The sequence below is a fragment of the Microbulbifer sp. MKSA007 genome (genome assembly GCA_032615215.1).
Lineage (GTDB): Bacteria > Pseudomonadota > Gammaproteobacteria > Pseudomonadales > Cellvibrionaceae > Microbulbifer.
On sequence record CP128433.1, the window covers coordinates 1 to 19,964 of the forward strand.

Consider the following 19,964-nt stretch of genomic DNA (forward strand, 5'->3'; position numbering starts at 1 on the left):
TCGGTAATAAATTATTGAGAAGAGTGGGGAGATATTGAGAGAGAGAAGGGTGGAACCGCCCCCTGGGGAGCGGTTGTCATTACCGATTAATTTGCCACTAGCCGATAAATTTCACCACACTCTCATCCGGGTCGCGGCCCTGGCCGGCATCGCGCAGGCGCTGAAGGTAAGCCTCCCAGTTGGACGAATAGTTTTCAGCTAGTTCGTGCAAATACTCCCAGGTAAAAATACCGGTGTCATGGCCATCGTCGAAATCGATTTTTAGCGCATAGCGGCCAGCCGCCTCCACCGTATCGATACCCACATGTATTTTGCCACTGACCAGCACCGGTTCGCTGGCACCGTGGCCACGCACTTCGGCGCTGGGGGAGTAGACGCGTAGGTACTCTGCCGGCAAGGTAAATTCAGCATCGCCAAATACCAGGTGCAGGCTTTTCTCTGCGCGATTTAATCGGATTTTTTGCGGTTTCATTGATTTACAAAATAAAACGCGACAGGTCTTCGTTCTGGCTTAACTCGCCCAGATGGCTGTCCACATAGGCGGCATCAATATTCAGAGAAGTATTGCCATCGCCCGCATCAAAGGAAATTTCCTCCAGCAAGCGCTCCAATACCGTGTGCAGTCGGCGTGCACCGATATTCTCGGTACGCTCATTCACCTCGAAGGCCACTTCCGCGATGCGGCGAATACCGTCTTCACTAAATTGCAGTTCCAGCCCCTCAGTGGCCAGCAATGCTTTTTGCTGCTCGGTAAGGGAAGCGGACGGCTCGGTGAGGATGCGCTCGAAATCTGCGGAGCTCAGCGAATTCAATTCCACGCGAATGGGCAGACGACCCTGCAACTCGGGAATCAGGTCCGAGGGCTTGGACAGGTGGAAGGCGCCAGAGGCAATAAACAGGATGTGGTCGGTTTTGATCATGCCGTACTTGGTGTTAACCGTGCTGCCTTCAATCAGTGGCAGCAGGTCGCGCTGTACTCCTTCGCGGGAAACATCGGCACCGCCGCTCTCCTGGCGCTTGGCGACTTTATCGATTTCATCGATAAATACGATGCCATTCTGTTCGGCAGCGCGGATCGCACGGGTCTTAACATCTTCGTCGTTGACCAGCTTGGCCGCTTCCTCGTCGGTGAGCTGCTTGAGGGCCTGCTTGACCGGCAGCTTGCTCTTGCGAGTCTTGCCCTGGGACATATTGGAGAACATGCCCTGGAGCTGGTTGGTCATCTCCTCCATACCGGGAGGGGCCATAATTTCTACGCCCATGGGCGCAGCGGCCAGATCCACCTCAACCTCTTTGTCATCGAGATCACCTTCGCGCAACTTCTTGCGGAACAGCTGGCGAGTGCTGGAATCCTTATCGGTGGGCTCGGTGGAGCGCGCCGGAGGCAACAGGGCATCGAGGATGCGCTCTTCTGCGGCATCCATAGCGCGCTGCTCAACACCAGCCATGGCCTGCTCGCGTTCCTGCTTCACTGCCATCTCAACAAGATCGCGGACAATCGACTCTACATCCCGACCGACATAGCCCACTTCGGTAAATTTAGTCGCCTCTACCTTGATAAAGGGCGCGTTCGCCAGTTTGGCCAGGCGGCGGGCAATTTCCGTCTTGCCCACGCCGGTAGGGCCGATCATCAAAATATTTTTCGGCGTGATCTCGGCGCGCAGGTCTTCACTAACCTGCATACGGCGCCAGCGGTTTCGCAGCGCAATGGCTACCGCACGCTTGGCCTCCTGCTGGCCAACAATATGGCGGTCGAGTTCGTGGACAATTTCTCTGGGTGTCATCTGGGACATACAAATTCCTGCAAAAATTCTTGCGGGGGCTTAAACAGCCCGCCAGCCGGTCACTCTAAGGTGTACCCGGTAATCAATAAGCCAGTTCTTCGATGGTGTGGTTCTGGTTGGTGTAAACACAGATATCACCGGCGATCTTCAGTCCCTGCTCCACAATAGAGCGAGCATCCATATCGGTATTGTCCAGCAGCGCACGGGCTGCCGACTGGGCGAAGGGGCCACCGGAACCGATAGCAATCAGGTCGTCTTCCGGCTGAATCACGTCGCCATTACCGGTCACAATCAAACTGGCAGTGGAATCAGCAACCGCCAGCAGGGCCTCCAAGCGGCGCAGGGCGCGGTCGGTACGCCAATCTTTGGCCAACTCCACAGCGGCGCGGGTCAGCTGGCCACCGTGGGCCTCAAGCTTGGCTTCAAAACGTTCGAACAGGGTGAAAGCGTCTGCAGTACCACCGGCAAAACCGGCAATAACCTTATCTTTGTACAGGCGACGCACCTTGCGTGCATTGCCTTTCATAACGGTGTTGCCCATGGACACCTGGCCGTCGCCGCCAATCACAACTTTGCCGTTGCGGCGACAGGATAAAATAGTAGTTCCGCGATACTGTTCCAATGGAGACCTCTCGGATTGCGCGTGTACTCTGGCAGCGGGCATCGAAGTGCCCGCGCCGGGGAATTATCTTCAGACTAGGTAAGTGAGGACGGTTCGCGCCGATTTCAATAAGAGAGGTCACAATTACTGAGTGGGGCAACACACCTTAATAAACGGAATTGATGGTCACTGGGTCGCCGGGCGTTTTAGCACCAGCGGCATCAGGCGATGCTCAGCCAGTGTCTGGCGCGCTTTGGCCATCCGGGAGCGGTTGCTATAAGGGCCCACCAGTACCCGATGCCAGGTTCCCCGGTTATCGGTGGCCGATTCCACTTTGACATCCAGGTTGGCCAGGGTCAGCTCAACGCGCAGGCGCTCCGCTTCAGAGGCATCGCGAAACGATGCCGCCTGCAGGATATATACCTGTGCCGGGGTGCTGCGATCGGGTTCCGACGAGCTACTACTCTGGGAATTGTTGGTGGAGTCACTGCGGCGCGCCGGTTGTGCCACTTTGGGCGGGGGTACCGTGACTTCGTTTTCTTTTAATTTTGTATAAAAATCAAAACGCGGTTGAGGCGATGTTTCCTCTCGCTGCTGTACCGCCTTTGGCTTAATGCTGCTTATTCCCCGGCTGTCCTTGTCCATGCCCTGAAGAAACAGTACGGCCACCGCAAAGCCACCGACAAAATTCCCCAGGACAAACCAAACCCATGCGGGTTTGCCTGCGGCTTTTTTACTGCGGCGATTACTGGTGCGACGGCTCATCGAAAATTTCTTCCCTGCAAGGTTTTAGCGGTTTGTGAATTGTACCGCCAATTTAGTGCCAGGCGCGTAACCCAGCGCATATTCACGATAATTCCTGCGCATCCATATCCACAGCCCAGCGCAGGCGGCGATTTTTATTGCCCTCCGCCCAAGCACACACTCGCGCCAGCAGCGGCTGTAAGTGGGCTCGGTTTTGTGCAGTGACCTGAATATAAAATCGGAAGCGCCCGGATTTGCGTTCCAGTAGTGCCGGCACCGGCCCCAGATATTGGATCTGCGGCGATGGGGGTGCCAGGGACTGCATAAAGAGTCGCGCATTTTGTAGAAACTCTTCAGCCCAACCAGGCTCTTCACACTCCGCTCTCACCAGTGCCATAGCACTCGCGGGAGGCAACTGTGCAACCGTGCGATCCCTCAGCAACTGGCGCGCAAAAGCGCCATAGCCTTTTTCCAGCAGCAATTGTAAAAGCGGGTGCTCGGGGAAGCGGCTCTGAACCAATACCCGCCCACTGAGACTGCCGCGCCCCGCACGACCCGCCACCTGTTCCAATAACTGGCCGGTACGCTCTGGCGCGCGGAAATCTGCGCTGAACAGGCCGCCATCGGCATCCTGGATCACTACCAAAGTGACCTTGGGCAAATGGTGCCCCTTGGCCAGCATCTGGGTTCCCAGCAACAGGCAGGGCTCCCCCTCTCGCGCCGGTGCTAACAATTTATCCAGCGCCTGTTTGCTCGCCGTGGTATCCCGGTCCACACGTATCACCGGGTAGTCGGCAAAGCGACGGGCCAACAGTTCCTCGCTGCGCTCCGTGCCGGCACCCAGGGCCGAGATCGAACGGCTGTGACATTGTGGACAGCTATCAACCAGCGGGCGGCGGTAATCGCAGTGGTGGCAGCGCAACTGGCGTTGCCGCCGGTGCATAGTCAGCTTGCTCGAGCAGTGCGGGCAGTCCGCCAGCCAGCCGCAATCATCACAAGTCAGCGCGGGAGCAAAGCCGCGCCGGTTGATAAACACCAGGGCCTGCTCACCTCGCGCTAGGGTATCGCCGATATGGCGCAGCACCTGGGGAGAAAATCCCTCTTCCAAAGGCTCCCGCAGTGTCGGTACTACGTGAATTTGCGGCGGCTTGGCATCACCGGCGCGATAGCGCATACGCAGGTGTTGATAGCGCCCATTCAGAGCGTTGTGCAAGGTTTCCAGAGAGGGCGTGGCCGAACCCAAAACCACCGGCACATTATTATTGCGCCCCAAAACCACGGCCAAGTCCCGGGCCGAATAGCGCACACCGTCCTGCTGTTTAAAAGAAGCATCGTGTTCTTCATCGACAATCACAACGCCGAGCCTGGGCAGGGGGGTCATAATGGCTGAACGGGTGCCGATCACAATATCTGCCTGCCCACCCGCTGCCGCCAACCAGGATTGAGCGCGCTCGCCGTCGGCCAAGCCAGAGTGCAGCGCTGCAATACTGTGCTTGGGAAATCGTGCGGCAATACGCCTCAGCGTTTGCGGCGTAAGTCCAATCTCCGGCACCAATAACAATGCCTGGCGGCCGCCATCCAGAACCCGCTGCATCAGGCGCAGATAAACTTCGGTCTTGCCACTGCCGGTGGTGCCCTCCAGTAGTGAGGCAGAAAAGCTGCTGCAATCGATACTGTCGAGCACCTGTTGCTGTTCGCTGTTCAGCTCCGGGGCCGCTGTGCTCTCTGCAGCGGGCAATGGCGCAGGTACGGTAGGGCCTAGAATCCACTCCACCAGGCCGCGATCCTGCAGGGCACGAATCACGGGGGTATTGTGGCCGAGGGCCTTAAGGTGGGTTCGGCTCTGCTTGCCATCACTCAACAGCAACTGGAACAGAGCCTGCTGCTTGGGCGCGCGCGCCAGTGCAGTTTCCGGTAAGCCCTTTCCCTCTGTCGTGAGCTGAAGCCACTGCTCCGCCCAATGATCAGACGGCTTACCTTTGCGCAGCGCCACGGGCAGGGCAGCGGCGTAGACCTCGCCGAGGGGCGCCTGGTAATAGTCGGCAATCCAGGACAGCAGCTTGCGGCTGCCATCACCAAACAGGACCTCCGAATCCACCAGTTCCAGCGCTAGCTTCAAACTGCTGTGCGGCGACTCCTGCACTATATCCAATAGTACTGCCACTAACTTACGCCCGGCAAAGGGCACCCAGAGGCGCTGGCCGGGCCGCAGTGACTCCGGCGACAGTCCCTCTGGCGGCAAATAGTCAAACAAGCGCCTCAGGGGCACGGGCACTGCCAGCCTTAAAATGACTCTTTGTTGGACTGACTCCTGCACCTGGCCCCCACTCACTCAAACAAAAGGCGCTAGTGTAATAGCAGATGTGGCAAGTTGCAGGGCTTCGTCGGGGATAATGGTTGTTATGACCGAATTGGCGACTTAGGCGTCACTGAGGAATTAGTGAGGTCAATTGTTATCAAAGCTGTTGTGCAATGCTAACAAGTGGCCATCCTCAGTTATTTCGCCACCCAATTGTGCTTGAACCGCGACATTAATCTGATAGTATGCGCCGACTTTTTAAACAGCCTGGAACCATACTGGTTCCTGCACCAATGACGATGCCGTGCTCGGCAAAAGATCGAGTGGCGGTTTCGAAAAGAGGCAATCATGAAAGCAGATATCCATCCTAACTACACCGACATCTCCGCTACCTGTTCCTGCGGCAATGTTGTAAAAACCCGCTCCACTCTGGGCAAAGACCTGCAAATCGACGTTTGCTCCCAGTGTCACCCTTTCTACACTGGCAAGCAGAAGCAGGCTACCACTGGTGGTCGTGTTGACCGTTTCAAGAAGCGTTTCGGCAGCCGTATCGGCAAATAATCCGGGCTCTTCGCTCGAATGGACCCGCCGCTTGCGGCAGGGTCCATTCCAAAAAGGCACCTCGCTCTGCGATGGTGCCTTTTTTGTATCTACTCATTCCCCATCATATCCAGCAGCCGTAAGCGTCTGTGTACAAAATCAAAATCGACTTGAATCGCTTAACCTTACCGCTATTGGCGACCATTTTATCCTTATAAATCAAAATATTGCGGCTATTTATCCCGAAAATCGTCGATAGGCACGATAAAAATAGAAGCCCGTACCACATATTGCAGATTTTCACGCTTGTAGCGCCAAGCTTCCCTCGGTTATTCTCTGGCCCCCGCAGTAACCGGGATAACACTTAAGTGTTGCCCACAGTATTCGAGAGAAAAGCCCCCAAATGACGGATTCATTGCGCCAGGCAGCGCTCGATTACCACGCGCTCCCCAGTCCCGGCAAACTTTCAGTAGAACTGACAACCCCTGCCGAAACCCAGGAAGACCTGTCCCTGGCTTACAGTCCCGGCGTTGCCGAACCGGTGCGAGAAATCGCCAAGGACCCAGAAGCAGCTTATCGATACACCGGCAAAGGTAATCTGGTAGCAGTCATTTCCAATGGCAGTGCCATTCTCGGTCTCGGCAATCTGGGCCCGCTGGCCTCAAAACCCGTGATGGAAGGCAAGTCTCTGCTGTTTAAACGCTTTGCCGATATCAACTCAGTAGATATCGAAGTTGATGCCAGCAGCCCGGAACAATTTATTCAGACCGTGGCCTCGATCGCCAACACCTTCGGTGGCATCAACCTCGAAGATATTAAGGCGCCCGAGTGCTTCCATATTGAAGAGACCCTGATCGAGCGCTGCCCGGTACCGGTTTTTCACGACGATCAGCACGGTACTGCCATTGTGACCGTTGCCGGTATGCTCAATGCCCTGGAGATTCAGGGTAAGAAAATCAGTGAAGTGCATATGGTCTGCCTGGGCGCAGGTGCCGCCGCGACCGCCTGCTGCAAACTACTGCTGGCCGCCGGAGCGCGCAAAGAGCAGATCACCATGCTCGACAGCCGTGGGGTTATCCACTCGGGTCGCACGGATATCAACGCCTACAAAGGAGAGTGGGCGCGGGATACCGATATGCGCACCCTCGACGACGCCATCGCCGGTGCGGATGTATTCCTCGGTGTGTCCGGTCCGGACCTGCTCTCCGCCGAGCAGCTACAGCGCATGGCACCAAAACCGGTGGTCTTCGCCTGCTCCAACCCCAACCCGGAGATTAAACCCGAGTTGGCTCACAGTGTGCGCGACGACCTGATTATGGCCACAGGCCGCTCCGACTACCCGAACCAGGTTAATAACGTCCTCTGCTTCCCGTTTATTTTCCGGGGTGCCCTGGATGTTCGCGCTGCGCGCATTAATGAAGAGATGAAACTGGCAGCGATCGAGGCGATCCGCAAAATTGCCCACCTGCCGGTGCCGGATTCAGTGCGCGAAGGTTATGGCGGTATCGAACTCAGCTTCGGACCCAACTATATCCTGCCCAAGCCAACCGACCCGCGTTTACTGCCTGAGGTGGCTTCGGCTGTAGCTCGAGCCGCCGTAGACAGTGGCTGTGCGCGCCTGCCCTACCCGGACAACTATCCCCTGGAAACCCTGTAAAGATCACAGATTTCCTCACTTAACCCGTTAGAGCAGGCATTTACCGCTTTCGCTCTAACGGAGTTCTTGAGCCATAAAGCCCCCGTCGCTAAACTGCCTTTCTGTCACAGCATCAAAGTTGCCCAACATAATGAGTCATGTGTACGTGCTGACCAATCAGCACCAGCAGTTCCTGAGTAAAAGCGGCGAATGGACCGATGGCCGCGAGCCGAACAAACTGTTTCGCAGCGAGCATAAAGACGTCGCTATCAACCAGATGTTCGAGGCTAATACTCGCAATGTGAGCCTACGCATTGAATTGCTACTGTGCGAACTCAGCATTAAGGGGCAGCCCCAGATCCCCGAGGAAGCTCTGGCACCGGTATCCAGTGATGTGAGTCAGGGTGACCCTGAAATCACCCCCTCAACACCTGAGGAACTGCCAGAGCAGGCCAACCCGGAGATAGAACCCCAGCCTGCGCCTGAAGTCGCACCGGAAGAAGCGCCTGAGGTTGCCCCGGAACCAGCGCCCGCTGAAACGCCCGCACAGCCTGACGAAAACAAATCTGAATCCGCCGCCTGAGCGCCAGAACATTCAGCACCGGCACAGAGAGTCGCCCGAGATGGCAGCGATAAAGAAGCGTTCCGGTAGTACCAAGGAGATTCGAGTGCCCATTTCCCACCTGGCCGCGCTATCGCAAGCCAAACCAGCCCAACTGCTCAAAGGCATCCTCCGCGGTGTCGAGAAAGAAAGCCTGCGTGTCGCTCCCGATGGCGCCCTTGCGCAAACGCCGCATACCACAGCGCTGGGCTCCGCACTCACCCATGAGAGTATTACTACCGACTTCTCCGAGGCCCTACTGGAATTTATTACGCCGCCAGTAGCGACCCCTGAGGAAGCGTTACAGGTCTTGGATCGTATCCACCGCTACACCTACAACCAGATCGGTGACGAGCGCCTGTGGGTTAACAGCATGCCCTGTGCGATTGGCGAAGATAAAGATATTCCCGTTGCCCGCTACGGCAGCTCTCACAGCGGCACAATGAAAACTATTTACCGGCTGGGCCTGGGGTTGCGCTACGGCCGCGCCATGCAGACTATCGCCGGTATCCACTACAACTTTTCGCTTCCTGAAGAGTTCTGGCTGTGGCTGCATGAAATCGAAGGCAGCAGTGAGGATTTAAAAAGTTTTAAAACCCGTCGCTACTTCGATCTAATTCGTAATTTCCGCCGCAATTACTGGTTGCTGATTTACCTGTTTGGCGCCGCACCTGCGGTATGCGCTTCTTTTGTCGATGGTCGCGAGCACAGTCTTGAGCCCTTCAATGGGGATGACCACACTCTGCACGTGCCCCACGCTACGTCCCTGCGTATGGGCGACCTGGGCTACAACAGCAACGTGCAGCAGTCACTAGTGGTTTGCTACAACGACCTGCGCAGCTATTTATCGACGCTCTGTTCAGCGATCAGCAGTTCCTACGGCCCCTACCAGGAAATGGGGGTTAAAAATGAAGGCGGCGACTACCAGCAATTGTCCACAGGCATACTGCAAATCGAGAATGAGTTTTACTCACCGATCCGTCCCAAAAACCCCGCCAAACGCGGCGAAACAGCGCTGTCTGCCCTGGATAATCGCGGTGTTGAATATGTTGAAGTGCGCTGTCTCGACCTGAACCCCTTCGCCCCCCTGGGAATTGACGCCCAGCAGATGCGCTTTCTCGATAGCTTCCTGCTGCACTGCCTGCTCACTGACAGCCCCAAAACCAGTGATGCCGATTACCGCAGTACCCAGGAGAACCAACAGCGTATCGTCTACCGGGGTCACGAACCGGAACTAACACTGCTGGATAACGGTGGCGAGCGTAAACTGAGCGACTGGGCCACCCAATTATTGGAAGAGGTCGACTCAGTGGCAGAACTGCTGGATAACGCCTGGGGCGGCTCGCAATACCGCGGCTCAGTGGGCGTGCAGAAGGCCAAGGTGAAAGGGGATATCCTCACACCGGCACAGCAGATACTGGCAGAGATGCGCGGACAAAACATTACCTTTTCCCAGTGGGCTATGGATAAAGCCGAACAGCACCGCCGCTACTTCCTGGAGCGCCCTCTGGACAGCGACTATCTGCAAGACTTCCTACAGCAGGCAGAAACCTCACTGCTCAAGCAAAAAGAAATTGAAGCGCAGGATAGCGGTACTTTTGAAACATTCCTGAGCCGTTACTATGCCCAATACAACTGCTGCCAGGACTAGCGGCTGATACAGTGCCGCAGCCTGAGCGAGGCTTATGAACTATCTGGCACACCTGTTACTGTCCGGGCCCAATCCGCGCTGGCGACTGGGCGGGCTCCTGGGGGACTTTGTTAAAGGTCCCCTGGATGACAGTTGGCCAACGGATATTGAGCATGGTATTCGCCTGCACCGTCGCATCGATGCCATCACCGATGCTCACCCGGCCTACCGGGATGCCCTGTCACAACTGGACCCGCGCTGGCGTCGCTATGCCGGTATCGCACTGGATATATGGTTTGATCACCTGTTGGCAGAAAACTGGCAGCAGTGGCACTCTGAAGCGCTGGATGAGTTTTGCCGGCGCTGTTGGAGAGACTTTCATTTCGACAGCCGGTATATTCCGCCACGCGCAATGGCATTTATTGAGCGCGCCGAGCAAATTAAACTGCTACAAAGTTACCGCGAGGAGCGGGTAATCGAGCTGACCCTGGAGCGGGTTGGACAGCGGTTGCGCCGCCCGGTAGCACTGCAGGAGCTACTGCCTGAACTTATCGCCGGGCGGAACAAACTGGAAAGCAATTTCAATAAACTATTAACCGACTTGAATCTCGAAGCGAACCGCTTTCGACAGCACTATTCAGGACCCGAATTACCATGACCTTACCCAACCCGCGCATCACTTTTCTTCTGGTCTTCCTAATGGTGGCCTTTTTACTCGGCTCCGCCTTTTATCTCGAGTACGTGCAGGGGCTGGAGCCTTGCAAATTGTGTATTACCCAGCGGGTAATGCTATTGGGTGTTGGTGTAGTTTCGTTGATCGCATTCCTGCACAACCCAGCCACCATTGGCCGTCGTGTCTACGGCCTGCTGGTATCCCTGTGGGCAATGGGCGGTCTCTACTTTGCCGGTCGCCAACTGTGGCTGCAAAGCCTGCCGGAAGACCAAGTGCCGGCCTGTGGTCCAAGCGTCAGCTATATGATTGAAGTTTTCCCGATGGCCGATGTGCTCAAGGCGCTGCTGAGCGGCGATGGCAATTGTGCTGAAGTACAGTGGACCATGATGGGCCTGAGTATCCCCGGTTGGGCCGCTATCGGTTTTGCCGGTCTGATCCTGTTCGGTGGCTGGCAAGCATTCCGCAGAGCTTAACAATCTCCGGCGGCTTTACCGGCCGCCATCTCCTACATGTCAAAATCCACGCTGCACAACATACTCCGCTGGCTGGGGGAGCTGCCATTCTGGTTGCCTGTACCTGGCTGGGCAATTTCACCAGCTCAAGCCTGTCACTACCCATTCCGGGATCTGTCATAGGGATGCTGATGCTACTGGTGATTCTCGTGTTCAATGGTGGGGCTCCCGCAGGCCTTGCCAAAGTCAGCTCACAACTGCTTTATCTATTGCCGCTGTTATTGCTACCGGCGGCTGTCGGGGTATTTTTTTCCAGGGCCTGACTCTATCCGACTGGCTAGCCTTAATCGCCGCTATTGTGATTGGCACACTGATCAGTATCGCTATTTGCGCACAGCTATTAAAGAAATTGCTGATTCGCTCTGGGGGTAATAGAGAGTGAATGAATTTCTGGCGAGCCCAATCTTTGTATTGCCCTTGAATATCATAGCTTTTCTTGTCGGCGTTACCCTTTACCGGTGCTACAAGACTGTTCTGCTGCACCCTATCATCAGCGCTAGCATTTTGACCGCAATAACATTGAGTGCTCTCCATATCCCCTATGAGAGTTACCAGGGCTCCAGTGCATTACTGTACAGCTTGCTAGGGCCAGCAGTTGTTGCCCTGGCTGTCCCTCTCAAACAAAATCTAGTGATTATCCGCAAAGCCGGCTGGCCGCTACTTGTCACTATTTTTGTGGGTGCGATTTTGGCCCCAGTTATAGCGGTATTAATCGCCTTGGTATTTGGCGCGGGCAAGTCAGTACTACTGGCGTTGAGCGGCAAATCTATTACCACACCCATCGCATTGGCCCTAGCGGAAACAATCCACGCTTCTCTCAGCCTCACTGCAGCTATTGTGGTCTTGACCGGGGTGGTCGGTGCTATCGCTGGCCCAGCTCTAATGAGTAGGCTCAATATTCACGATGAGCGCATTGTCGGTATCGTACTCGGCATCAATGCCCACGCGGTGGGGACCGCGCGGGCATTAGAAATCAGCGCCCTGTGCGGCGCCTGTGCAGCGTTGGCGATGGGTACCTGCGGTGCGCTCACCGCGCTGATTTTGCCGCTCATTATCAGTGGATAAAACACCCTAGATTTGCTCCACCGAAGATCGCCGCAGGCATCGTTGTATTCTGGCGTAGATCACACTCTGCGCCTTGCCGTCGGCGGGGGAATCTCCTATCTTCTTAGGGCCTTCGGGATCAGCAATAAAGCTGGCTATCACGGCAACAGTAACCAAAGGATTCTTGGAGATGCTGGAAAATTGTAAATCTGCGCGCGAGCGCTGGGGTGGCGTCAGTGAAATCATTGACCGCTGGCTACAGTCCCGACAAATCCTGCTGGTAAGTTACTACCATCTATCTGAGAAGAAAGAATTTAACGATGGGGATTCGGAGACCGAGAACGGTGTTCGTCATCTTTGCCAGTTGCTGGTGGACTACGTCTCTGCGGGACACTTTGAGGTATACGAACAGCTCATACTTGAAGGCCAGGCTTTTGATGATAAACAGGGGCTGCAACAAGCGCGGGAACTCTATCGGGATATTGATGTGACCACTGATGTCGCTGTCGATTTCAATGATAAGTACCAGGAAACCGACGATCTATCCAGCCTGAACCCGGATTTGTCACAGCTGGGGGAAGCACTGGAAACCCGCTTTAGTTCCGAGGATCGAATGATCGCACTTTTGCACACAGCCCATAAAAACCAGCTGGTCTAAAAAACTGAATTCATCACTGTAAAGGCGATGGGAAGCCGGCGCCTTTAATCGAATATTTTTGCTGTTGATTTTTCAAGGTAAAAAATAAAGGCGCCCATTGGGCGCCTTTATTGAATCCAAAGTAGTAAATTTAATTACTCGCTTTTGGGCTCTTCTTTTTTCTCTTCTTTTTTCTCGGCGCCATCTTCCTTGCCAACATTGGCTTTGTGCAGCTCCACTTCAAAAATCAGCGTTGCGTTAGGGCCGATCTTACCGCCTGCACCACCCGGGCCATATGCCAGCTCGGAGGGGATGTAAAGCTCCCACTTGGAACCCTCTTTCATCAGTTGCAACGCTTCGGTCCAACCTTTGATGACACCATTAACCGGGAACTGGACCGGCTCACCACGGGCGTAAGAGCTATCAAACTCTTCACCATTAATCAGGGTACCCTTGTAGTCCACTTCAACAGTGCTGTTCTCACTGGGCTGGCCGCCGGAACCCTCAGTAATCACTTTGTACTGCAGGCCGGAATCAGTGGTAACAACACCATCTTTCTTGGCATTCTCTTCGAGGAAGGCTTTTCCTTCCTGCAGGTTTTTATCAGCAGTTTCTTTGAATTCTTTCTCTTGCTGAGCCAGCATTTCCTGCTGCTTCTTCTGCATTTGCTCTTGGAAGGCAGCGATAGTTTGCTGCTTTTCTTCTTCAGTCAAACGGGATTCATGGCCGCTGGAGACATCCTTAAGAGCCATCATCACTACTTGGGGATCTAATTTCACATCCTGAGCTTCAAGGCGCTTCGCCATATCTTCGGCAATGATGTAGCTGACCTTCTTCTCCTGGGTGTCCAGGGCAACTTCTTTTTCCTGCTTAGATCCCTGTTCGTTACAGCCGGTCAGCGCCAGGCCAAGGGCAATTGCTGCAGCCAAAGGGTATTTATTCATGGGTGTTGTCTCTTTGTCCGTATTGCGTTGAATGATTCGCGCTTGACCCTGGGTCAATGCCTGCGGCGGCTTATCAAGTAATCCTGAATCGGCCCTTAGCCTCCAGGCGCACCTTTTCCGCCAGTCCGCTCAAGTCTAACCTAAGGCGACTGCAAGTGCATACCGATGACGCGCACACTGTGCAGGACACCACATTCCACCTTAAGGTTCCAGGGACCAGCGAGAAAAAAATACATTTACAGCACTATTTTCGCTGCTTACGGCATACATTTTTTTTAAAAACAGCGCTATTATCGACCAGTCGCCGGTTATTGTTCCGGACTGTTTGAGGTGCTTTTCAGTTTCAGAACAATTTACAGTGTTCAGATCCCCGATTTAAATATGTCTATTACAGATAGATCTGATCCGTACACTGTCCGGATGTTCCAATTGATAATAAACGTCAGGACATTTACTCATGGCTGCCAAACAAAGAGCTGTCAATTCAGTCGCAGAACTGGAAGCACAAATTTCCAAGCTAACCGTCAAGCTGGACAAAGCCCGCAACAAGAAAGTTACCGATGCCGGCAAAAGTGTTTTAAAAGCCGGAAAAGCACTGACTTCCGCAAAAGAAAAATTAGCTAAAGCGAAAACCAAACTAGTAGACGCTAGAACTGCAGCCAAGACACGAAAGACAGCTGCCACTCAAAAGCGTGTAGAAACCGCCAAGGCCAATGTAGAAAAGCATAACGAAGTACTCCAGCAAGCAAAGGCATCACACGCCGAAGCAAAGGGTACTGAGTCCCAGGCAAAAGCCGAGCTGAAAGCTGCCGAAGCTGTACGTAAGGCCGGTGTAAAAGCAGAAAAACTGCTGAACAAATCCAAGCCAAAAGCCCGTAAAGCTACCACCTCAAAAAAAGTAGCCGCTCCTAAAGCAACAGCAGCAAAGAGCCGCACTAAAGCAAGCACTACCAACACCACCAAAACAACGAAAAAGACAGTGGCAAAAAAAGCCACAGAAAAGAAAACTAGTGCCAAGAAAGCGCCGGCAAAAACCGCCGCTGCCACTAAAGCAGTAAAGAAAACTCCCGCAAAGAAAGCCTCCTCTGCTGCGAAAAAAGCGCCAGCCAAGAAAGCTTCTACTGCCGAGAAAAAAACTTCAGCGAAGAAAGCTCCAGCTAAAACTACTGCTGCCAAAAAACCAGCGGCGAGCAAACCCTCTACGGAAGCCAAGCCTGCAACAGTCAAGCCAAGCGTGGAAACTCCGAAGGTGAAGGCTGCCAGCAAGCCAGAAACCGTAGAGAAGCCCAAAGACGATTCAAAAACCATGGCTCCAGCTGAGCAGCAGAAACCTATGGATACTCCGCGCCCAGCAGCAACGATTACTCCTAGCACTCCGGCAAACAGCCTGTTTTCTTCGGAGCAACCCAGCGGCGAGTAGTCTCGGAACTCCTCGCAGCCAAATACGCTGCTGCTTAATTGAGCTCTGTACTTTTCACGACTGTATTACCGGCGACCCCAGAAAGTACAGTGCCCAGAGGGGTGTAACAGTGGCTTAACCCGCTGCCCCCCTGTGAGCCAAGTAGCTTTCGATCAGGCCCGCCCAGCGGGCCTGATCTTTTTGCTGCAAACCATATTGCTGGGATGCTAGCTCCAGTGCAGAACGATCCCCCGGCCAGTCCTCAGCATAAATTTTCCACAGCGCAGCCAACTGCAACTGCTCCAGCTTCAATTCATAGCGTTTACACAGTGCGTAGGCCCGCTGGGTATGGGGGCGCAAACTCCCCAACCAACGACGCAGGTGCCGCACACTGCGAATCATTCGCCTGCGCGGCGCAACGCCTCGATCTGCGACTCTCCATCCCTCTTCACTGATTTCCTTGCCACAAACGGCTGTATAGCTCGCCCACAGTAGAAGACACACGTCAGCGCCATTTCTGTCTTGGCAGTCAAGTAGGAACTGTTCGACATCCTGGTAGGCATAAAAGTCCAAGCTGAACTGCCAGAGGGGGTTTTCCTTGGGGGAAGATGGAGGTGAAGTATTTGTCACGTTAGAATCCCGACCCTTTGCTGATCGGCATAGTGCCCCAGTCTCTGTGGAGTCCGGGTCTGTTCAATAGCCTAGCATTCATCGGCCTATTCATATGAGGTTTTTCCAGTGATCAATTTACAAGGGGTTTCTCTGCACCGAGGTGAGCGCGACTTGCTTGACAGCGCAGATTGCAGAATCTTCCCCGGCCACAAAGTCGGAATTATCGGTGCCAACGGCTGTGGCAAGTCAACTCTGTTCAAACTGCTGCTTGGACAACTGGAAACCGATGCAGGGCGGGTAGACCTCCCCAGCACCTGGCGTATCTCCCATATGGCTCAAGAGGTAGAAGCTAGTGAGCAGTCAGCACTGGATTACGTTTTAGACGGCGATAGCGAGTTGCGGCTATTGCAAAAGCAACTGGCAGAGGCCGAAGCGAGCGGCGATACCGACGGTCACAAACTGGCAGAACTGCACGAGCGCATGGCCAGTATTGATGGCTATAGTGGCCCGGCGCGCGCCGCGCAACTCCTCGACGGGCTCGGCTTTTCCCACGAAGAGCAACAGCGCCCCGTTCGCAGCTTCTCAGGTGGCTGGCGTATTCGCCTCAATTTGGGCCGTGCCCTGATGTGCCCCGCAGATCTTATGCTATTGGACGAGCCCACCAACCACTTGGATCTGGATGCCACCCTTTGGCTGGAACAGTGGCTGCAACGCTTCCCCGGTACCCTGCTGATTATTTCCCACGACCGCGACTTTCTCGATGCAGTGGTCGACGGCATTGTCAGTTTTGAACAGCAAAAACTGGTCTTGTACAGCGGCAATTACAGTGCCTTCGAGCGCGCTCGCGCTGAGCGCCTGGCCCAGCAGCAAATACAGTTTGAAAAACAGCAAGCCGAACGCGCACATATGGAAGACTTTGTGCGGCGCTTTCGCGCCAAAGCGAGCAAGGCCAAGCAGGCACAAAGCCGCCTGAAAGCCCTGGACCGGATGGCTCTGATTGCCCCAGCCCATGTGGATTCCCCTTTTCATTTTACTTTGCCATCCTCAGAGAAAACCTCTAATCCGTTAATCGACCTGCGCGAGGCGGATATCGGCTATGCCGAAAAAATAGTGGTGAAGAACGTTCAGCTGGGCATTCAACCGGGACGCCGTATCGGCCTGCTCGGCCCCAATGGTGCGGGCAAGTCTTCTCTAATCAAAACCCTGGCTGGCACACTCGCCCCCTCAGCGGCGAGCGCCAATGTGGCGAACACTTGGCCATCGGCTACTTCGCCCAGCATCAGCTGGAAGCACTGGATAGCAACGGTTCCCCATTGCTGCACCTGCAAAGGCTGAGCCCCGATGCCTCGGAGCAATCGCTGCGGGATTTTCTCGGCGGCTACGGTTTTATCGGCGATCGGGTTTTCGAAACGGTAGGGGGCTTTTCCGGCGGTGAAAAAGCCCGTTTAGCCCTGGCACTACTGGCCTGGCAAAAACCTAACCTGTTGCTTCTCGATGAACCGACAAACCACCTTGATTTGGAAATGCGCCACGCCCTGACCCTGGCGCTGGCGGAGTTTCCCGGTGCCGTCATATTGGTTTCCCACGATCGTCATCTACTGGCCAATACTGCCGACGAATTTATTCTGGTGGCCAATGGCCGCGCCGAACCCTATAGCGGCGACCTTGATGACTACAAACAGTGGCTGCTCGGCTTTAACCGGGAAAAGAAACGCAAAGAGGAGAGCCCCTCCACTGTTACTGGCACAGAGGAAAAAGCCCCTGAGGATAAGAAGGCCCAAAGGCGCGCCGCCGCCGCTCTACGCGAACAACTGAAGCCCCTGACCAACAAACTCAAGAATATTGAGCGACAGATGGCTACGGCAGAAAAGGCATTGGCCGCAGTACAGGAAAAACTTGCCGATGAAGCGCTATATAGCGGCGGCCAGCAGGAAGAAATAGCTCGACTTAATAAAGAGCAGTCGGAGCAGCAGGAATTAATGGAAGAACTGGAAATGGAATGGCTGGAAATTTCTGAGAAGCTCGAAGAAATTCGCAGCGAGTAATTTTATAGAAAATCATTTTAAACAATATCTTCAGCGGGCTTCAGAACTTTTCTGCCGCCCGCTGAAGAAATCGATTTTAGTTGCCCTTAACGAATACAACCGTATTCATCCACTGCAATACCAATCGGTGTATTTGGGCATTGATCGATATAGCTGGGTACACCATCAAAATCTGTATCCAGCGGGCAGCCATCTAATTGCACATCGATTCCCACTGGGGTCTGCGGACATTGATCAGTGGCATCAATAACACCATCGGCATCTTCGTCATACCAAAAATCCGGATATTCAAGCCATTGATAGCCGACCGCCAAGCTGGCAAAACCATCGACACCACCTTCTTCGACCCCCTGGAAAAGCCGTATATCTGCGCGGGCCTGCCAACGGGGCCCCAGGTGATATTTAATTCCCATTCCCACATTCACCATATTTTGCCGGTCATGCCAGTCACAATGGTTAGGCGGGTAGGGATAATGGTGGCCGTCTGGCCGATCCTCAGGGACATAGAATTTCTTACGACAATCCCAAGGATAGGGATAGTATGGGTCGTAGGGATGATCCGGATCATAGACATACTTTGGGTCATCTGGATGCCAGTGTTTTTTACGGTAACGCCGGTCGTAATTAATACGCATTTCACCCAGGCCAAACGCGACATAGGGCTGCCAACAAAAATTACCGCAGAACTGCCCTCCAAATTGATATAGGAGATCTATGCGGTAGTTATACACATCTACTTTCTCGGGCGTATCCGCAACACTCACGACGAAATAGTCGACAACCCCTTCCATCGCCCAATGATTTGTCATGTTAAAGCCAAAACCGGCACCGACACCTGAGGTATCTCGCATTTCAAAACCACGAAATGGTGTGCCTTGTAGGCGGTCGCCATCAAACCAATGCTTACCCCCATTAACATAGAGGTTTAAAGTTCCAACAAAATCAGCACGGACTTCAGAAACTGTAAAGAGTAAGATAAACGGCAGGCTATAGAGAAATGAAAGCAGAGGGTCACGCCTTCTCATTAGAAACACCAAGATTCCTTCCTTGATCAACCCCCCAAATTATTATTAACATCAATATCTATTAATAAAAATAATTCGGTTTTGTTTTCGCGATGCTTCCTGAATCCGGTTCTTATTGGAAATAAAATTCGATAATCACAGCACCACTAGAAGCATAGACGGCTAGTGGCGAAAAACAGTAATAAAGACAGGAGAGTTAACCCTTGCTGGCACCCAATATCGATAACTATGTTAGGAACTTGGTTCACCCACAAAACATACAAACCACCTGCTATGTCCCCAAAAGTATCCGTGAGTACGCACAGGACTTCCAAAATAATTCCAATAGCAACAGTAAGTGGTATCACAAGCGCAGTAGTGATGGACTAACCCGGATCGACCAATTAGTAAGCCAGGCAGTACAAATTCAAACAAATGATTATGGAAGGATTACCCGTGTCGCCAAAGTACTAGTGGAAACCCTATATACCTGGCTTACTGGATTTGATCCCTCCACACCCACCAAGCTACTCGATAGCGATGGAATAACACGCCGTAAAGATGCCGTTTTAGCTTTACTCGGTGGAGCTTACTGCTGGTATCGACAGGCCAGTGAAGCTTTCAGCTCTGAGAGGAGAGCAATATCCAACATCGAAGCCCATTTGGACGTCCCTTTCTCACTATTTAATTACCGATTTAGCCGCAGTGGTTTTAATCTGCACACAGTGACAACACTGTTATACCGTGGCGATACCCGCCCACCACAGAAGCTGTGGCAAGCCGGGGGATTCTTTCCCTGGATGAATCAAAATGGCCGCTTTGATCCGCACTTGGGTACCGGAGCATCTAACCAAGTCATCTCAACCACTACCAATGCAAATATTGTTGCGCGCTTTGCCTGGCACAACAAAACTTATTGCCCAAAAAGGTATTATTTTGTGCATGGAACAAATGAGGGTGATTTAGCCACTACCGGTTTTATCTATGAACTCGATAAAAGAAACCACCAATGCGTAGAGGTTTCCACTGTCACCCAGGGACGTGAAGTTGCCTTTATGGCTATTCCCAACCAATTTATTCGCCGCTTTCGCATGCGTTATTTTGCGGGCACCCAAAATAATATTGAACTGTCGGACTGGATGTCTTATGACAGTAACACCATCCGCAACCTGAATGTTGTCGAAGACAAGCGCCGATGGGAAGCCGCCAAGAAAAACTGGAATGAGTTTTTCTAACAATAGAGGTGGGTTGTTGCTTGC

The 19,964-nt window shown here is 53.6% G+C and carries 18 protein-coding genes and 1 pseudogene; 11 read left to right on the forward strand and 8 right to left on the reverse strand.

What is annotated here, in order from left to right; all coding sequences use genetic code 11:
• Positions 1–97: 97 nt before the first annotated feature.
• From QT397_02555 to QT397_02575, 5 genes are all read right to left on the reverse strand, one after another.
• A complete protein-coding gene (locus QT397_02555; GenBank protein ID WNZ56267.1) occupies positions 98–472 on the reverse strand; it encodes a DUF971 domain-containing protein in 375 nt (124 codons plus the stop codon).
• 4 nt (positions 473–476) lie between these two features.
• Positions 477–1,793 (reverse strand): ATP-dependent protease ATPase subunit HslU, encoded by a 1,317-nt coding sequence (hslU, locus tag QT397_02560; GenBank protein WNZ56268.1) that lies wholly within the window; start codon positions 1,791–1,793, stop codon positions 477–479.
• Between the two features lie 73 nt (positions 1,794–1,866).
• Positions 1,867–2,406: an ATP-dependent protease subunit HslV gene (gene hslV, locus QT397_02565; GenBank protein WNZ56269.1), complete on the reverse strand. Its 540-nt coding sequence runs from the start codon at positions 2,404–2,406 to the stop codon at positions 1,867–1,869.
• Between the two features lie 165 nt (positions 2,407–2,571).
• On the reverse strand, positions 2,572–3,150 hold the full coding sequence (locus QT397_02570) for an SPOR domain-containing protein (GenBank protein ID WNZ56270.1): 579 nt from the start codon (positions 3,148–3,150) through the stop codon (positions 2,572–2,574).
• Positions 3,151–3,232: 82 nt separating this feature from the next.
• Positions 3,233–5,446, reverse strand: coding sequence for a primosomal protein N' (locus tag QT397_02575; GenBank protein WNZ56271.1), 2,214 nt, complete (start codon positions 5,444–5,446; stop codon positions 3,233–3,235).
• A 330-nt stretch (positions 5,447–5,776) separates the two neighbouring features.
• On the opposite strand from QT397_02575, the gene rpmE reads away from it, so the two are divergent.
• The 8 genes from rpmE (at position 5,777) to rsd (ending at position 12,722) form a co-directional block, all read left to right on the forward strand.
• On the forward strand, positions 5,777–5,989 hold the full coding sequence (gene rpmE / locus QT397_02580) for a 50S ribosomal protein L31 (protein WNZ56272.1): 213 nt from the start codon (positions 5,777–5,779) through the stop codon (positions 5,987–5,989).
• A 382-nt stretch (positions 5,990–6,371) separates the two neighbouring features.
• Entirely contained in the window at positions 6,372–7,625 is a 1,254-nt protein-coding gene (locus tag QT397_02585; protein WNZ56273.1) for a malic enzyme-like NAD(P)-binding protein, read from the forward strand.
• A gap of 130 nt (positions 7,626–7,755) precedes the next feature.
• On the forward strand, positions 7,756–8,187 hold the full coding sequence (locus tag QT397_02590; protein ID WNZ56274.1) for a hypothetical protein: 432 nt from the start codon (positions 7,756–7,758) through the stop codon (positions 8,185–8,187).
• 40 nt (positions 8,188–8,227) lie between these two features.
• The gene (gene gshA / locus QT397_02595; GenBank protein WNZ56275.1) at positions 8,228–9,856 is read left to right on the forward strand and encodes a glutamate--cysteine ligase; all 1,629 of its coding nucleotides are present in this window, start codon (positions 8,228–8,230) and stop codon (positions 9,854–9,856) included.
• A gap of 34 nt (positions 9,857–9,890) precedes the next feature.
• The gene (locus QT397_02600; protein ID WNZ56276.1) at positions 9,891–10,493 is read left to right on the forward strand and encodes an ACP phosphodiesterase; all 603 of its coding nucleotides are present in this window, start codon (positions 9,891–9,893) and stop codon (positions 10,491–10,493) included.
• Positions 10,490–10,981 (forward strand): disulfide bond formation protein B, encoded by a 492-nt coding sequence (locus QT397_02605; protein ID WNZ56277.1) that lies wholly within the window; start codon positions 10,490–10,492, stop codon positions 10,979–10,981. Before QT397_02600 ends, QT397_02605 begins: the two co-directional genes overlap by 4 nt.
• 417 nt (positions 10,982–11,398) lie before the next feature.
• Positions 11,399–12,085 carry an LrgB family protein gene (locus tag QT397_02610; GenBank protein ID WNZ56278.1) on the forward strand — a complete coding sequence of 229 codons (687 nt, stop codon included), beginning with the start codon at positions 11,399–11,401 and terminating at the stop codon, positions 12,083–12,085.
• A 169-nt stretch (positions 12,086–12,254) separates the two neighbouring features.
• The gene (gene rsd / locus QT397_02615) at positions 12,255–12,722 is read left to right on the forward strand and encodes a sigma D regulator (protein WNZ56279.1); all 468 of its coding nucleotides are present in this window, start codon (positions 12,255–12,257) and stop codon (positions 12,720–12,722) included.
• A 134-nt stretch (positions 12,723–12,856) separates the two neighbouring features.
• On the opposite strand, the gene QT397_02620 is transcribed toward rsd, so the two are convergent.
• A complete protein-coding gene (locus tag QT397_02620) occupies positions 12,857–13,645 on the reverse strand; it encodes an FKBP-type peptidyl-prolyl cis-trans isomerase (protein ID WNZ56280.1) in 789 nt (262 codons plus the stop codon).
• Positions 13,646–14,102: 457 nt separating this feature from the next.
• Here QT397_02620 and QT397_02625 point away from each other — a divergent pair, with 457 nt between their 5' ends.
• A complete protein-coding gene (locus QT397_02625) occupies positions 14,103–15,065 on the forward strand; it encodes a histidine kinase (GenBank protein ID WNZ56281.1) in 963 nt (320 codons plus the stop codon).
• Positions 15,066–15,179: 114 nt separating this feature from the next.
• Here QT397_02625 and QT397_02630 read toward each other — a convergent pair whose 3' ends face one another.
• A complete protein-coding gene (locus QT397_02630) occupies positions 15,180–15,674 on the reverse strand; it encodes a TIGR02444 family protein (protein WNZ56282.1) in 495 nt (164 codons plus the stop codon).
• A gap of 108 nt (positions 15,675–15,782) precedes the next feature.
• On the opposite strand from QT397_02630, the pseudogene QT397_02635 reads away from it, so the two are divergent.
• Positions 15,783–17,701, forward strand: a pseudogene (locus tag QT397_02635) (ATP-binding cassette domain-containing protein).
• Positions 17,702–17,787: 86 nt separating this feature from the next.
• Here the strand turns inward: QT397_02635 and QT397_02640 are convergent.
• Entirely contained in the window at positions 17,788–18,726 is a 939-nt protein-coding gene (locus tag QT397_02640) for an outer membrane beta-barrel protein (protein WNZ56283.1), read from the reverse strand.
• 203 nt (positions 18,727–18,929) lie between these two features.
• Here QT397_02640 and QT397_02645 point away from each other — a divergent pair, with 203 nt between their 5' ends.
• Positions 18,930–19,940 (forward strand): hypothetical protein, encoded by a 1,011-nt coding sequence (locus tag QT397_02645; protein ID WNZ56284.1) that lies wholly within the window; start codon positions 18,930–18,932, stop codon positions 19,938–19,940.
• The last annotated feature ends 24 nt before the right edge of the window (positions 19,941–19,964 follow it).

Bases quoted from the DNA above. Each gene is read 5' to 3' on its own strand.
- QT397_02625 (WNZ56281.1), top strand. From the start codon at position 14,103: ATGGCTGCCAAACAAAGAGCTGTCAATTCAGTCGCAGAACTGGAAGCA.
- QT397_02620 (WNZ56280.1), bottom strand. From the start codon at position 13,645: ATGAATAAATACCCTTTGGCTGCAGCAATTGCCCTTGGCCTGGCGCTG.
- QT397_02640 (WNZ56283.1), bottom strand. From the start codon at position 18,726: ATGAGAAGGCGTGACCCTCTGCTTTCATTTCTCTATAGCCTGCCGTTT.
- QT397_02590 (WNZ56274.1), top strand. From the start codon at position 7,756: ATGAGTCATGTGTACGTGCTGACCAATCAGCACCAGCAGTTCCTGAGT.
- QT397_02585 (WNZ56273.1), top strand. From the start codon at position 6,372: ATGACGGATTCATTGCGCCAGGCAGCGCTCGATTACCACGCGCTCCCC.
- rsd (WNZ56279.1), top strand. From the start codon at position 12,255: ATGCTGGAAAATTGTAAATCTGCGCGCGAGCGCTGGGGTGGCGTCAGT.
- QT397_02605 (WNZ56277.1), top strand. From the start codon at position 10,490: ATGACCTTACCCAACCCGCGCATCACTTTTCTTCTGGTCTTCCTAATG.
- gshA (WNZ56275.1), top strand. From the start codon at position 8,228: ATGGCAGCGATAAAGAAGCGTTCCGGTAGTACCAAGGAGATTCGAGTG.
- hslU (WNZ56268.1), bottom strand. From the start codon at position 1,793: ATGTCCCAGATGACACCCAGAGAAATTGTCCACGAACTCGACCGCCAT.
- QT397_02570 (WNZ56270.1), bottom strand. From the start codon at position 3,150: ATGAGCCGTCGCACCAGTAATCGCCGCAGTAAAAAAGCCGCAGGCAAA.
- QT397_02555 (WNZ56267.1), bottom strand. From the start codon at position 472: ATGAAACCGCAAAAAATCCGATTAAATCGCGCAGAGAAAAGCCTGCAC.
- QT397_02600 (WNZ56276.1), top strand. From the start codon at position 9,891: ATGAACTATCTGGCACACCTGTTACTGTCCGGGCCCAATCCGCGCTGG.
- rpmE (WNZ56272.1), top strand. From the start codon at position 5,777: ATGAAAGCAGATATCCATCCTAACTACACCGACATCTCCGCTACCTGT.